The sequence below is a fragment of the Paenibacillus glycanilyticus genome, from assembly GCF_051200795.1.
Lineage (GTDB): Bacteria > Bacillota > Bacilli > Paenibacillales > Paenibacillaceae > Pristimantibacillus > Pristimantibacillus glycanilyticus.
Genome location: NZ_CP195155.1, coordinates 594,381 through 609,016, shown reverse-complemented (window position 1 = coordinate 609,016; position 14,636 = coordinate 594,381). Strand labels below are relative to the sequence as shown.

13 protein-coding genes are annotated in these 14,636 nt (G+C 50.4%); 8 read left to right on the top strand and 5 right to left on the bottom strand.

From position 1 onward, the window contains the following. Positions 1–41: 41 nt before the first annotated feature. Together ACR9FF_RS02870 and ACR9FF_RS02865 are read right to left on the bottom strand one after the other, a co-directional pair. The gene (locus tag ACR9FF_RS02870) at positions 42–1,397 is read right to left on the bottom strand and encodes a YheC/YheD family protein (protein WP_435168828.1); all 1,356 of its coding nucleotides are present in this window, start codon (positions 1,395–1,397) and stop codon (positions 42–44) included. A 2-nt stretch (positions 1,398–1,399) separates the two neighbouring features. Continuing rightward, complete coding sequence (locus ACR9FF_RS02865; RefSeq protein ID WP_435168826.1) at positions 1,400–2,737, bottom strand: YheC/YheD family protein; 1,338 nt, start codon at positions 2,735–2,737, stop codon at positions 1,400–1,402. A 153-nt stretch (positions 2,738–2,890) separates the two neighbouring features. On the opposite strand from ACR9FF_RS02865, the gene ACR9FF_RS02860 reads away from it, so the two are divergent. The 6 genes from ACR9FF_RS02860 (at position 2,891) to ACR9FF_RS02835 (ending at position 9,951) form a co-directional block, all read left to right on the top strand. Continuing rightward, positions 2,891–3,961 (top strand): YheC/YheD family protein, encoded by a 1,071-nt coding sequence (locus ACR9FF_RS02860; protein ID WP_435168824.1) that lies wholly within the window; start codon positions 2,891–2,893, stop codon positions 3,959–3,961. Positions 3,962–4,165: 204 nt separating this feature from the next. Continuing rightward, positions 4,166–5,761 (top strand): spore germination protein, encoded by a 1,596-nt coding sequence (locus ACR9FF_RS02855; RefSeq protein WP_435168822.1) that lies wholly within the window; start codon positions 4,166–4,168, stop codon positions 5,759–5,761. An 18-nt stretch (positions 5,762–5,779) separates the two neighbouring features. Continuing rightward, on the top strand, positions 5,780–6,934 hold the full coding sequence (locus ACR9FF_RS02850) for a Ger(x)C family spore germination protein (RefSeq protein ID WP_435168820.1): 1,155 nt from the start codon (positions 5,780–5,782) through the stop codon (positions 6,932–6,934). Between the two features lie 18 nt (positions 6,935–6,952). Further along, entirely contained in the window at positions 6,953–7,198 is a 246-nt protein-coding gene (locus tag ACR9FF_RS02845) for a hypothetical protein (RefSeq protein ID WP_435168818.1), read from the top strand. Then, a complete protein-coding gene (locus ACR9FF_RS02840; RefSeq protein WP_201008598.1) occupies positions 7,195–8,307 on the top strand; it encodes a GerAB/ArcD/ProY family transporter in 1,113 nt (370 codons plus the stop codon). The genes ACR9FF_RS02845 and ACR9FF_RS02840 overlap by 4 nt, the downstream gene beginning before the upstream one ends. A 96-nt stretch (positions 8,308–8,403) precedes the next feature. Next, complete coding sequence (locus ACR9FF_RS02835; RefSeq protein ID WP_435172022.1) at positions 8,404–9,951, top strand: GMC oxidoreductase; 1,548 nt, start codon at positions 8,404–8,406, stop codon at positions 9,949–9,951. 76 nt (positions 9,952–10,027) lie between these two features. Here ACR9FF_RS02835 and ACR9FF_RS02830 read toward each other — a convergent pair whose 3' ends face one another. After that, positions 10,028–11,656, bottom strand: coding sequence for a GMC oxidoreductase (locus ACR9FF_RS02830; protein WP_435168816.1), 1,629 nt, complete (start codon positions 11,654–11,656; stop codon positions 10,028–10,030). A 159-nt stretch (positions 11,657–11,815) separates the two neighbouring features. On the opposite strand from ACR9FF_RS02830, the gene ACR9FF_RS02825 reads away from it, so the two are divergent. Next, the gene (locus ACR9FF_RS02825; protein ID WP_248757370.1) at positions 11,816–12,574 is read left to right on the top strand and encodes a ThuA domain-containing protein; all 759 of its coding nucleotides are present in this window, start codon (positions 11,816–11,818) and stop codon (positions 12,572–12,574) included. 540 nt (positions 12,575–13,114) lie between these two features. Here ACR9FF_RS02825 and ACR9FF_RS02820 read toward each other — a convergent pair. Then, positions 13,115–13,879, bottom strand: a complete 765-nt coding sequence (locus ACR9FF_RS02820; protein WP_435168815.1) for an AAC(3) family N-acetyltransferase — start codon at positions 13,877–13,879, stop codon at positions 13,115–13,117. Between the two features lie 77 nt (positions 13,880–13,956). Here ACR9FF_RS02820 and ACR9FF_RS02815 point away from each other — a divergent pair, with 77 nt between their 5' ends. Beyond that, entirely contained in the window at positions 13,957–14,106 is a 150-nt protein-coding gene (locus ACR9FF_RS02815; RefSeq protein ID WP_435168813.1) for a hypothetical protein, read from the top strand. Positions 14,107–14,138: 32 nt separating this feature from the next. Here ACR9FF_RS02815 and ACR9FF_RS02810 read toward each other — a convergent pair whose 3' ends face one another. Then, positions 14,139–14,510 (bottom strand): winged helix-turn-helix transcriptional regulator, encoded by a 372-nt coding sequence (locus ACR9FF_RS02810; protein WP_435168811.1) that lies wholly within the window; start codon positions 14,508–14,510, stop codon positions 14,139–14,141. Between the last annotated feature and the right edge of the window lie 126 nt (positions 14,511–14,636).

Genomic DNA, 14,636 nt, shown 5'->3' with positions numbered 1-14,636 from the left:
CTAAAAAAAGAGCGACGGCATCATTCGCCGTGCCCTTCGCTTTAGTTAGAGTTTTTGAAGCCCGCAAGCGCATTCGCGTACAGCAACGGCTTAGCCACCTGCTTCAGGTATAAGTCCCTTTGCTTGGCATACAACGCCAGATGATGATCGGGTAAAATGTTCACTTCGAGCACATAAATATGACCGTTTTTATCCACCATCACATCGACGCCAATATCGGCGTAATTTCCGCCTTTGGAATCGAAAATTTTGCAGGCCTTGGTGCAGATCTCGATCATTCGGTTTTGAGTCAGCAGCGACTGGCTTCGGCTATACCCATAGGTGCCTTGCAGCGCATTTAAGCCTTTTGATGCAAAGCCGGCGGATGTAAAGTTTGTAACAATGCCGTTTTTCTTGCCGAACCTTGCAATGACGCCCGTACAGGACCACTGCAGCTGTTCGTTTTTTTGCATAATGACCCTGAAGTCGATGCCTCTGCTGCCTTGTCGTTTCATTTCGATCCCTTGCTGCACGATATACTGATGTTCCCGCAGGAGATTGGCTAGAAAACCGGCTACCTCCGTAGACCCTACGGATACAATTCGATAAGGACTGGCTTTTTTATTATTTTCGGGGTAAATAAACTGATAGCCATCCCCCTTGCGAACCGCTTTTATAATCCCCCTAGCCATAGATTCCATCGTAGGCTTCAAATAAACAGCGTTGTAACGGGATAACATGTAATCCAGATCTTTGCGGCCCTGCAGCTTTCTCGTATGGGGCAAATGCTTGCGGATCGCCGGATGAGGGGAAAGCCATTTCCATAACTTCCACTTGTTGAAATGGTCGCCGAGGAAATATCCATTAAACAGGCGAGGTCCAAGCACCCGTTTGAGGGCTTTGTAGGTAGGCGGATTTAGCGCTGCTCTTCTATATAAAGCGGATGGATACGGAAAAGTGCCCAGAGTCCACTTGGACGCGCCTTCCGGGGAATAATAGTACCCTCGAATCTTCCTCGCTTGCAAAGAAATATCGTCCGCCCGGCAAATATAGATTAAGCCCTGTATAGAAGAATAGGGACGTAAGTAATCATTGTAATTTTTTATTTTCTCCATTGTAATAGCAGCCCCAGGTTTAAACGCGACAATCCCTAGCACGGGACCGATGTGAACGTTATTCCCTTTGACCAACACTTTATATTTCAAAGGCGGAAGGCTGTATCCCCCCAGCGATTGCGATGAAATACCAATTGTATCGCTTGGCAGGCTTTGAGATACTCTCACCTTTAATTGTCTGTTCCATGCCCCGAAATGCACCTTGACGGTGGACGGCCTGCCTGCGAATTTCCGCAAAAAAGCTTGGTTGACGAGTAAGCTGTCTTTCTCCGCATGATTCAGCTTTTTAACACGCATCGCCATGATTACGGCCTTCCTTTCGACGGATGGCTTGTGCCGAAGCCGGCTAGTTTTTTGGCATACAGCATATTCGCCCTAATCGTCCGATGGAACATTTGCGTCTCCCCCGCGTCCAAAGCGATCGTATGATTGGGGTCGTTATGATTAACCTCGATAATCCACAATTTATTCCGTGTATCAAGAGCAAAGTCGAAGCCCAAATTTGCGGCATGATAGCCCGATGACACCAGCTGCTTAGCGATATTCCGAGCAATCTTTTCCATCCTGAGACAGGCAGCTCCAGCTTCGGCTTCTCCCATATGCAGAATCCTTCGAAGCGCCCGTTTACCCTCCATGGCTGTTCCGCCTTTGGATATGTTGCTGACAATGGACCTCCGAGGTCCTTGCCTTGCGATAATTCCCATCCGCTGCCAATTTCCTTGCCCGTCCTTCACCAGGATTAACCGGAAATCGATGAGACGCTCTTTGGAGGAGACCAGCTTTATTCTGTCTTGAATCAAATAGCCGGATTGATGATTTTGTTTCCGAAGGAATTGACTCAGCTCCTGCACATTCCGAAAAACCTTCTTCAATGAACCTTTATGCGTAACCGCGATTTTATGATTTTGTTTGGACAGCTTGAGAATATGGCTCCCGAATGATCCTCGAACCGGTTTCATATAGACCTCGTCGCTTTGCTCAAGCATTCGGGCAATGTCCTGCGGACTTTGAAACAGAATGGTTCTGGGCAGATGGGCTCTGACGCTTCCGCTCCGGGAGAGGAGCTTGTGCATGCTCCATTTATCCAGCCGAAAATTATTAAAGACGGTTCTTCCCAAGCTGTTTTGAAAATGGGCCATTAACGGTGTACCGGTTAACGACTTGTTAATAATGGACGAGGGATATCGGTATTGGCCGTAGATCCAGGTCTTTTTTACAGGCGAATACATAAACCCGTGGATCGTCTTTGTCCGAAGATTAACGGCATCCGGGGAAAAAGCCAGCAGCGCCCCATTCACGTGACGGTGTGTCTTCGCATAATGGAGTAGATTCTTAATGGGCAGACTGCCTTTTATCTTATCAACAAGAATACCGATATAGGGACCTACGCTGAGCGTATTTCCATCCTTTCGGACTTGAAATTGTCCCTCTGCCGGTATCTTTAATGTATTCATGCAGGCATGAGAGACGAGCATTTGGCCTTGCGGCACCTTCTCTGAGGTCATCACTTTAATCGGATGGGTCGTAATGCCGAATTGGAGAAGGAGACTTTGATTTTGGGATAAACTCCAATTCTTCAGGAATGCCGGGGCCACCAGGACCGTATCGGACGGCAGAGAGGAACGACTGCGTATCTTGATCATGGTTAGAATCCTTTCCTCCCCTAAGAAATCAGCTATTCATTAGTCTATTATTCACGTTCTGCAGTGTTACTTTGTTGATCATAATTGGGCCTTGTGTCCTTTCCCCTCTTCATTCATACACTGTGATTAGATCAAGGAGGGGAGGCTTTATTGGTGGCAACTCTCGGAATCATGTGGGACCGGATGAATACAGCAGTTTTTAAATGGCAGGCTAAGGCCATTCGGGCGGCCGGGTTTAACAGGTTATTATTGTTTAAGCCTAATCATGTCGACCGGAGAAATCGAACCGTTGCCGGATGGGTCTATGAGAATAATCACTGGCGCTATGAGCCGAAGTCCCCGTATCCTTCTATCATCTACGATCGGGGCATCTATAGCGGACGAATGCTGCAGGAAGCTAGACAAATGAAAGAAAACTCCGGCATTCCTTTTACGGGGGATTGGCTGGGAAACGATAAATGGAGCATCCATAAACATCTCTCGGTAAACAGCAGGCTTCGCCCCTATCTCATCCCTACTCTGCTGTTAAACCATAATCAAGCCGTGCATACGATGCTGCATAAATATAAAAAAGTTATTATCAAACCTCTTGGCACCCATAAAGGAACGGGGATATTGAAGCTGTCCTATAGGAACGGGAAATATGTGATAGAGGAAAATAAAAAGCAGAGACTCCCCTTATCTAAAGAGGGTTTACAGAGGAAGCTCGCCCAGCTGCGCAGCAAACGGAATTATCTCGTTCAGAAATGGGTCGATATAACGGATGCTTCGAACAGAGTCTACGATATCCGCGTACTCATCCAGAAGAATGAACTTGGACAATGGCATCTGACCGGGATGGGTGTACGGCTTGGGAAAGCTGGCAATATTACTTCCAATCTAGCTACTGAAGGCAGCGCGAAGGAGATTATCTCTTTCTTGACCAAACAATTCGGCCATACTCGGGCATTAAGACTTGAGCAAAAGCTTCGGGAGCTAGCCTTTGAGATAGCCACGCAGCTAGAACGATCCTTTCAAAAACGGCTGGTCGAGCTTGGCCTTGACTTCGGGATCGACCGTCAGTCCCATATCTGGATCATTGAGGCTAACGCCATACCCGGCAAAGAAGTGTTCAAGCGGGCCGCATCTGCAAAAGTGTTCAAACAAAGCCTGCAGCTTCCGATTTATTATGCGGGCTTCCTGCATAGAAGGCTGTCGGGGAGAAGAGTACGGCGCAAGCAATAAATGACATTGCGGGAATATTAATAATCAAGCAAGAAGAGCCTGGAAATAATCCCTTCCCGGCTCTTTTCTTATTCTATGTATGTTGTAGATCGCAGATATCGTAGACAGTCCGCCTCCAGTAAACGTAATCCCCTGATGCGCCGGCACGCCTCGAATGCATACTTTTTTCCATTGATTGCATAATAACACCAGGTGGTGATCTATATGCCAAATATTTCAGACAGCAGCACTAGCGATATAACAATGAATCAAACCGGAGACGCTGTAAGTCGTGAAACACAGATACAAAAACCAAATCAAACCGCCCAGAAGGCGAAGCCGATATCCAGGCAGCTTGAAGTTAATCGCCAGCTGCTGGAAGAGGTCTTCAAGAGCTGCAGCGACTTGACTTACTTGGCTTGGAAGTTCGGTCCGAATATGTCGCGGCAGGCGTTATCCGTCTACTTCGGCACCATCGTCCAGAAAAAGAAGCTTAATTATATGAAATCCGTGCTTCAAGACCTGGTGACTCACGAGGTCGGTCCAGGGACGGAAGTGACGACGGAAAGCATCATTCAATATTTCGAAGATGATGTTGTTTCTGCCGAGTCGGCGAGTCTGGAAAATGATTTCGACACGCTCGTGGATCATATTCTGGACGGGAATCTAGTCATTTTCTTTGAAGGCTGGGACAAAGCGATCGTGTTCCAGGCTTCAGGGCTGGAGACCAGGCAGATCACCGAACCGATTAGTGAACCGTCCGTTCAAGGACCACGGGAAAGCACGGTCGAGAATATGAATATAAACATCGGTTTGCTTCGGATCCGCTTGAAAAGTCCGTTGTTTAAGCTGGAAACGTTAAGCTCGGGCGGCGAGACCCGGACGAAGATCGCGTACTGTTATCTGGAGGGAAGCGTCGACCCGGAAATGCTGGCCGAATTCAAAGAACGCATGGAAGCAACGAAATCGATGGAAGTGCTGGAGACATCCTATGTCGAGGAATTAATCCAAGATTCGATGTATTCGCCATTTCCCCAGTTTCGCGTAACAGAGCGTCCGGACGTGGCGGTCGCTGCATTGCTTGACGGCAAAATCGTCGTGCTGGTACAGGGAACCGGAACCATGCTCATTTGTCCAGGGCTGTTTATAGAGCTGCTGCAGTCGAGCGAAGATTATTATCAGCGCACCGTCTATTCGAGTTTAATCCGCTGGCTTCGCGTCCTCGCGTTCTTCATGGCTTTGACGCTGCCTAGCATTTACATCGCCGTGACGACATTTCATTCCGAAATGATTCCTACAGTGCTGCTGCTGACGATATTAGATTCCCGCGAAGGCATTCCGTTCCCGGCATTCGTTGAAGCGCTGATCATGGAATTTTTTTTCGAGCTGCTTAGAGAAGCAGGAATCCGGCTCCCCCGCCCCGTCGGTTCCGCCGTCAGCATCGTTGGCGCCCTCGTCATCGGCGAGGCAGCCATCAACGCCGGACTCGCTTCCCCGATGATGGTCATTATCGTTGCGTTGACGGGAATTGCCTCATTCGCGATTCCACAGTATAACATGGCGATTGCTTTGCGGATCCTTAGATTCCCATTAATGGCGCTCTCGGCATCGTTTGGAGGATTTGGGCTATTGTTTGGGCTTTTGGCGATCTTATGGCATATGGTGACGCTGCGTTCATTGGGACAGCCCTTTCTGGGCACGCTGCAGCCGTTCAGTCCTCACCAGCTGCTTGATACGTTCATCCGCGCGCCGATCAAGTATATGGACCGCTCGCCTCGACGCAAAAGGGCTTCCAAATCGGCGCCGCAACATTCCGAATAGCAAAGGAATGATGGCTTAATGAAATGGCTGCAGCAGCTTGTTATGCTTTGGCTTGCCGCAATGATACTTACCGGATGTTGGAATAGAGCCGAATTGCCGGAGAAAGCTTTTGTTCTTGGAGCCGCCATTGACCAGATCAAGCCGGACAAAATCAAGCTTGCTGTCCAGATCTATAAACCGGGGCAAAAGGCCGGTGCTCAAGGAGGCAAACAGGCCGAGCCTTATGTCAATATTGAAACCAAAAGCGAGTCCGTATTTGATGCCGTTCGCGACATTACGCTTCATCTTGGACGGAAAGCCCAGTGGAGCCATATTCGGGTCATTGTTATCGATGATGAAACGGCTGGTAAAACACCGCTCCTTTCGCTTCTCGATGAGTTTTACCGAGATCATGAAACGCGTATGAGCACGAAAGTGATGATCTCAAAAGGGAATGCAAGCAAGTATCTTGAGATTAAACCTCTGATCGAACAAACCGTTACTCACCAAATGAAGCGGATGCAGGAAATAGGACTCCGCGAATCGGGGAAAGTTCCTGCTGTCAGCCTGCTTCAGTTGGCACAGGCCCTAAAAAGCCAGGTTCCCGACATCATCCTTCCGTACGCAATAGAACGGAAAGAAGGCGTAATCCTGCCGGGCGCTGCCATGATTAAGGACGGCAAGATGATCGGGACGCTTACCGGCAGCCAAACCGAGAATATTCTTATGCTCACGAATCAATTCAAGCACGGGGCTCTGCGACTTCCTTGCGAACGCTCCGACAACAATAAGAAGCCGAAGGTTGAAGCGGTTGAAACGCACAATACACGGACGAAAATTACTCCCGTTCTGAATCCGGACAAACTTAAAGTGAACGTGAAGGTTATGATCATCGGTAACATAAGCGAGATGAAGTGTAGCAGATTGGACAATCGCGAAGACGAGATCCATTTCCAGCAAAGATTGAAGGAGGAGATGGAAAAACAACTGATGGAAACGATACGGTTCACGCAGGAACAGCAAATCGACGTGATCGGGCTAGGCAATACGCTCTACCGCAACCATACGAAAGTATGGAAAGAGTGGAAAGAAACATGGCGCGAACGTTACGCGGATGCCGATTTTGAAATCGAGGTTACTGCCGATATTACCCATACGTTAACGACAGTGGGGAAACCGGTCAGCGCCAAGTAATCAAGGAGGAGGATACGGATGCTGGAGAAAATAATGGTTCTGATGATAAGCTACGTCCTTGCGCTTGGCACGGATATCCATAATCTGCGGGATGCTCAGGTTCGCTCCAAGATGATCTATTTCGGGATTATCGTGATTTCGCTATATCTTAGCGTCGATTATCTTATTAAACCGGAACTGCCTGATATCCATGCCCTTGTCGATCTCACCTTGACCCGTCCGGCCAGAATGATCGTTGAGTTTCTTACCGTGAAGCCTATATGAAGAAACTTGAGACGATCAGCATTTCGCAAATGGCGGTATTATATTTCGCATATGTAACCGGATCAGCCAAGATCGTTATCCCGGGTCCGCTCATTTCAATGGCATTTAATGCGGCATGGCTATCAATCCTCATTTCGGCTTCCTTCGGCGCCCTGCTGCTCCTCATCATTTTTTATTTGCATGACAAGAATCCCGGATTGACGTTAATCGCCATAAGCAACAAGACGATCGGCCGCTGGCCTACCGTAATCCTGGCCTGCGCCATGCTGACCATGGCGCTGCATATGGCATCCGGCATCATTATCGACGTTTCGGCTTTTATGACCAGCATGATGCTGCCCGAGACGCCGAACTACATATTCATGGGGATGCTCTACTTTCTTGCCGCGCTGCTCTTGCGGTCAGGCATCGAATCAATGGCCCGGATGTTCAGTATATTAATCGTGTTCGTCATGGGGTTTTGGGCCATTGTGCTGCTCCTCCTGATTCCGCAATATCACCCGGAGTTTCTGCGTCCGGTTTTTCCGGTAGGCATTAAACCTACGCTGCTCGGAGCCTATTTAACAGCTGGATTCCCGTATGGAGAGGTGGTTCTGTTCGCCATGCTGCTGCCTTTTTCGCGTGCGAAACAGACGAAGCCACTTAAGAAGGCCCTCTTCTGGGCCCTGCTGGCGAACGCAGCCACCTTGATCATCTCGACCCTTTGTACGATTATGGAGCTCGGGCCGATGGCTACGGAGAAGAGGTTCTCCGTATTTGTCATCGCGCAAATGATCGAGGTAGGCGATATCATCGAGCGGGTCGAAGCCGTTATAGGGTTGGCCTTGATAGCCGGTTCTCTGATGAAGGCGGCGATTACGCTTTTTGCGATTCAGCTCATCATAACCGAGCTGTTCAAGCTGAAAAACGACCGTCTGCTGACCAATCCGATCTGTCTTGCGGTCTTCTTGCTGGCCTTAACGATGCCGAGTAACGCCAAACGATGGGAGGAGCTGGTCTTTATCGTGCATCCGCTTTGGGTTGCCGTTGTCTTTGTGCTTCCGCTTCTAATCATCGCAGGAGTTGCTGCCGTCAAGGAGCTTTTCAGTGAGCCGCAGCATTCTTCTTAGCCACTATGTCATTATATCCGGATCGGTGGAATATAGATGAGTTGGTTTAATCCAACTCCCATCGGATAATCCGGTTAGGAAGTGATTAGTTTGAGAATGCGTGACAATGAACCAAAAAGGATGTTCACTGCGGCTGCCGCGCCGCCAGAACCACTCCCCGTTTGTCCAACCGGACCTGTGCCGGAGCTGTCTAACTGGATCCCACTCACGCCTCTAGAGGAAATGGCTCAGACCGATTACGATGTCCTCATCATAGGCTCCGGTGCCGGCGGAGGTGCCGTTTTGTGGCGACTATGCGAGCATTGGAAAAGACAGCGGAAGCGGATCGGTATTATTGAGCGGGGAAATCAGGAGCTGCAGATGCATGCGCGGAACTTGCCGACAATGAATCAGGAGCGCCTGGTCAGCTATTTCACTCATCTCTCCAAGCCGTTGCCCGGCTCGAACCCGGATTATCCGGGAGCCCGGCAGCTCTTCGCGCTAGGGGGAAGAACGCTGTTCTGGTACACGTTCACGCCGCGGATGAACGAGTGGGATCTGGCGAAATGGCCCATTCCGGTAAATGAACTGGAAAGCTATTACGGCATAGCGGAGCAGGTGATGCACGTCACCCCCTCCTTCGCTCAAGGCTCTTCATTTACGAATATCCTGCTCGAGCGGCTCTGGATGCGCGGATTTTCCAAAGCGTCTCCGCTGCCAATCGCCGCCGATATCGAGCCGCAATCATTCGGACGCATTCATACCGATATGTTCACCAGCTCCATTTCATTAATGGCCAGAGCGCTGAATACGAGGCCATTCGATCTGGCGATCAATGCACGAGCCGTACAAATCCTCCAAGATCAAGGCAAAGTTGCCGGGGTCCATGTCATGACGCCGGATAAAGAATCCTATACACTCCGAGCCAGGACGGTCGTCGTATGCGCGAGCACGTTCGAAACGCCCCGCCTGCTGCTTTATTCAGGCATTCGAAATCAGGCGCTTGGTCATTTTTTGACGAATCAAACGTTCGTGCAGGCGACGGGAAGAGTCAACACAGCCGGCTTTCCTTCTCCTCCCGGTCCTCTCAATATCGCAATCCCCCAAACGACGGAACGGCCATACTCTGTCCTGCTTACAGGACCGGAAGCCTTTTACTGGTACCCTGTTGCTGTAGAAAGGCCGTTGGAAACGGAAACAGACGTCGATATGTTAGGGTATGGAAAGGTTCAATCCCGTTATGAGAACCGGATCGAGCTCAATCCCGGCAAAACAGACGAATACGGAATTCCGGAAATCAAGGTGCATTTCTCGTTAACACCGGCCGATTGGAACGTAGTCGGCCAAATGGCTAACGGAATCCGGCATATGGCCGCGGCGGCAGGCATACGTTTGGCTCCACGGAATAACCGGCCGGCCATATGCTTGACGCCGCTTGGGGACTTGCATCATGATGCGGGCACATGTCGAATCGGAGACGACCCTTCCACCTCCGCAGCCGACCGGTACTGTCAAGTCCGCGGCATCTCCGGCCTGTTCGTGGCGGATAACAGCGCGCTGCCGGACACCGGAGCCGAGAATCAGACACTGACAACAATTGCCCTCGCCATTCGCACGGCGGATATCATTGCCCGATTTGACGGCCAGGTTCCCGGCTCCCGCTAGTCGCCCCTGACCTGAAAATTAACAACAATGGTTACAGACCCCCAGCTAACGGAAGCTGAATATGCTGAAAGCAGCTTTATCCCAAACGCCTGACGATATGGTCTGCCGTCCGGATCGCCAACGCTACGGTCGATAATGTCGGATTGGCAGCTCCGATCGTTGGGAGAACGCTGTTATCGGCTATAAAAAGCCCGGATACACCGTGAATTTCCCCGTAGAGGTTGGTTGCCGACGTGTCCGGATCGACACCCATCCGACAGGTGCCGCTTTCGTGATAATCGGTGCCCGGCGTGAAGAAGCAAATGGCTAGAGTGCCATCCAACGTGGCTATATCGACCTGCATGCGCTCGGCAGCCCGCTGCATAGCGGCATACATCTCCTGCACGACGGCTTCGTCCTTGGAACTGTATGCGAATTTCACCTGGATTTCCGGCAAGCCGTACTCATCCCGATTGCCCGGCTCTATATAGACATAATTCTCGTAACGGGACTCCACCAGGCCTGATGCGTAAAAGAAGCTGATGCCCCATTCGGTCTTGATCGGCTTATGGTCGAAATGGTAGTTGAAATATTGCTCTGGTCCCTGCAGCTGCAGCTGATATGGCCGGCCTTCCGTTTGCGGTATGATGATTCCGAGTGCCCCAACCGGATCGTCGAAGCCTTTGGTGCTGACGCTGGCGGTCGCGACCAGATACGAGTGATTGGTCAAATAATGGCCGATCGACCGTCCCGGTATGCCCGAATTGAGCAGGATGCGGGGCGTCTGAAGGGCGCTGGCCGATACGATAACATGCTTAGACCGGATCATGAACGGACCTTTGTCCAGCGTCATCACCTTGACGCCGGCCACTTTTCCTTTATCCGTCACGACTTCCACGGCCGGCGTGTTGACGGCCAGATCGAAAGGACGCCTGCTAAGCGCCCTGGCAAGAAATGTAATGGAGCTGAACAGCACATTGGAGTGCAGCTTCCCATAGCTCGTCTGCGCGAGATCCGCGGCAATCGGAAGCTTGTCTGCTTCAGGATAGCCGTGTGCCCATAATCGATTCAGCAACACTTCCGTGATGGAAGAGTCCTGCGTGTACGAGGTCGTTACGTTCATGACTTGCTCGGCTATTTTATAATACAAGTCCATTTCTTCAATCGGTACCGGCCATTTAGCAAGCTCGGATAGCGGCATGCGTGGAGTAACCGCACCCCAGAATAGCGTTCTCCCTCCAAGCGCGTAAACGACCTTGGCTCCGGCGTATTCCGGGAGCCTGTTGCCAATCATTTTCATTTCCGGAGGCGCGTATAACCGGAAGTTGGCGCCGTTCATCGTCGGAATATTCGATACATTGGTGGGCAAGAACAGATCTCCCCGTTCCATGACTCCGATCCGCTTGCCGCTGCCTGCCAACTGCTCGCACAGACGCCATATGGAGGCGCCGCCTCCGGCTCCGGTACCGATAACAAGGACATCGTATTCCTGCTTGGCCATCTTTTCCGCCGTCGTAACGGGAATCCATGTACTGAAGAATTGGGACTGCGGCACAGGCGGGCAAAATGGGGCGACAACCCGGCTCTCTGCAGAGGCACCTGCCGATTGGCGCTGTAGGGGAAGGTTGACAATGAGTCCTTCAATACTTATGTCGGCGGAAGGAATTTGGGGATTCAGCGCTTTTAACTGACCGAGACCGATTCCATATCGGGACGAAATCGACATGAGCGTTTCCCCGGAGCCTCCAACGAATATTCTCAAACGATCCACCAGCCTTTCCTTTCGCATTCCTATCCTTAAAAGGTATGACAAGCCAGCGTTGGTTATGTCTGGAGTGATATCGAGGAAAACCGGAACGAGAACACTATGGGGAGGAACCTAGCGATGCAAGGAACGGCCGGAAACGGCATGGCTTACGGGAAGCGGCCCATCCGCGTGACGATTTGGAACGAGTTTATTCAAGAGCGAACGGAACCGCCCGTCGCCCGTAATTATCCTCACGGCATACACATGGCGATTGCCCACGGTATCGGGGCCTACGGGTTTCTGCTTCGGACCGCTACCCTGGACCAGCCGGAGCATGGCTTGACGGAACAAGCGTTGAACGAGACGGACGTCCTGATCTGGTGGGGGCATCTGGCGCATGATCAGGTTTCGGACGCTGTCGTGAACCGGATTCAGGCGCGAGTGTTGAACGGGATGGGACTAATCGTCCTCCATTCCGGGCATCGATCGAAGATTTTTCAGAAGCTGATGGGTACGACATGCGATCTTAAATGGCGAAGCGACGCGGAGCGCGAGGTGCTGTGGGTCGTCAATCCCGCCCATCCCATTACGGAAGGGATCGGCCAGTACATCGATCTTGCGCCGGAGGAAATGTACGGTGAATTCTTCGACATTCCTGCTCCCGACGAGCTCGTCTTCATCAGCTGGTTTCAGGGCGGGGAAGTATTTCGGAGCGGCTGCTCGTTCTTTCGCGGACGGGGCAAAATTTTTTACTTCAGGCCGGGTGATCAAGCCTATCCGACCTATTACAACGCACAGGTGCTGCACGTGATCGCCAATGCGGTGCGCTGGGCGGCGACAGCCCACGGGGTGCAGCCAACTTACGGCAATGTGCCGCCGCACGTACCGTTCCGGTAAGAAGCGGCTCATAAAAAAATACATCGCCAGGGCTTCTAAGCTCCGTGGCGATGTATTTATTTTGACCTCTCTTAGATCTTAATTAAATCTATATCATTTTTGGGTATGCTGAGATGAGCCTAATCATATAAATGAAGGCAGCATTGCTAAAGCTGAAACAAAACCAACCATTAAAAGGGGAGAGTTAATTTGCAAGCACTAGATTCCTTCGTTCTTTTAAGCTGCTAATCTGCGTCGTGCTAGCAAAGCAGGAGGACGTGGCAACCGGCGCAGGTCACCACGTATTTCTTCAGATATCGGGAACGGACGAATATTGGATCGTCTACCACCGGAGACCTCTTGAAGAAACGGATGCCAATCACCGAGTTACCTGCATAGACAGAATGATATTCAACGAGGATGGTACAATCGCACCTGTTAAGCTTTCTTTCGAGGAGGCTCCAGAAAGAGTTCTCAAATAACGTGTGAGTATAAAAATACCCTTAAGCGTCCAATTCTATTGGCGCTTAAGGGTGGTTGTATTTTATGAGGTGCTTAATTTCATTTATGATCAAAGGGATTATTATCCGAAAATAAATCCGGATTGTCCCTGAGCATTTTAGTTATCACTTTCGCCACCGCAGCCGCATCACAGACCCTTACCTCGGCATCACCAAGCTGCCCCTTATACATCGCACCTTTCCTTACAAGGATCTTATCTACTTTCCAAAAATGTTCCGACCACGGCAATCCACAATGTCGGCGGGAAGGTACAGGGATTTCTGTTCCATCGGGTAATATCGTGTACAGCATCTCTTCGTGATTCGTTAACCTGCCTGGTATGTCCACCCACTCTTCGACTCCATGAATAAAGGTGTTACGCCTTAAATCGACCCCAACTAACAGTATGGTCGCTCTTCGATCGAGCAGCTTCCCCCAGGCGGATTCTCTAGCACATGGAGTATTGAAACGATGATCATCCTTTGTGAACTCTATTGCATCCCGACCTAATGCTGCCACCGAATGAGTCGGATGGAGCGAACGCACTACACCGGACCGTTTTCGAAAAAGTTCAGGAAGAATCCCGACGCAGGAAGGTGATTGAGCAACGTAAAATCTCGGATTATCTGCATGGATGTACGACCACGTATGGGTCGGTAATACCAATAGCCCAGCCTTCATGTACTGTGTAAAAGCGTCTAAGACTGTGTCAGCGCCCCCCTCAACCAGCCCGATATTTTTCATTGAAGAATGGACCAACAACGTCCCTTTTCTATCAATGCCCAGCTTCTCTAATTGCTTCACTAAGCTCTTTACCGTGTGCATGATCTTCCCCCTCCTTGGCCCCAATAATATCACAGCCCGCCCTTATTAATGACGACAAGTCTTTTTCCCTGGCGGCAATGCTGATTTGCAGCATCAGCAATGGCATCCCGGTGAAGCTGAAGCGCTACCCGGGCATGATTCATACGTTCTATGCCTTGACCGATGTGTTCGAGGATGGTCATGACGTATACTTGCTAATCAACAATGAGCTTCAGGGGCATGTATAATGGGATGCGCTATAAGAATATCCGCTATAAAATTATACGTTCCCTTGGTCGAACACCATTCTAGCTTGCAGGACGGAATCATAGTGGGCATCGGTCCATTCATGTAAGGCCCGCATTGGCGCGATTAATGTTAAGCCTAATGGAGTCAGCTCATATTCGACAGTGGGAGGAACGGTAGGATGTACATGGCGAGAGACAAGGCCGTCCCGCTCCAGCTGCCGCATGGTTTGGGTCAACATTTTCTGCGTTACGCCTTCTACCCTTTTCTTCAGGTCGCTGTACCTTCTCTTACCGAATTCCAGCTCGTAGAACACGAGAACGGTCCATTTGCTAGAAACGACTTCCAACGCTCTGCGATAATGGCAAGGCGACTCCGCCCCGTCGGATATGCCGAATTCGCTCATGTAATCCACCCCTACACATTAAAACCTTCTTAGGCTATTATGGAAACTATTGTATTCCTCGCAAAAAGGGAATGCCAGCCAAACGTTCAAATTCAGAGCTCATTTTGACACGCTTTATTCAACGAT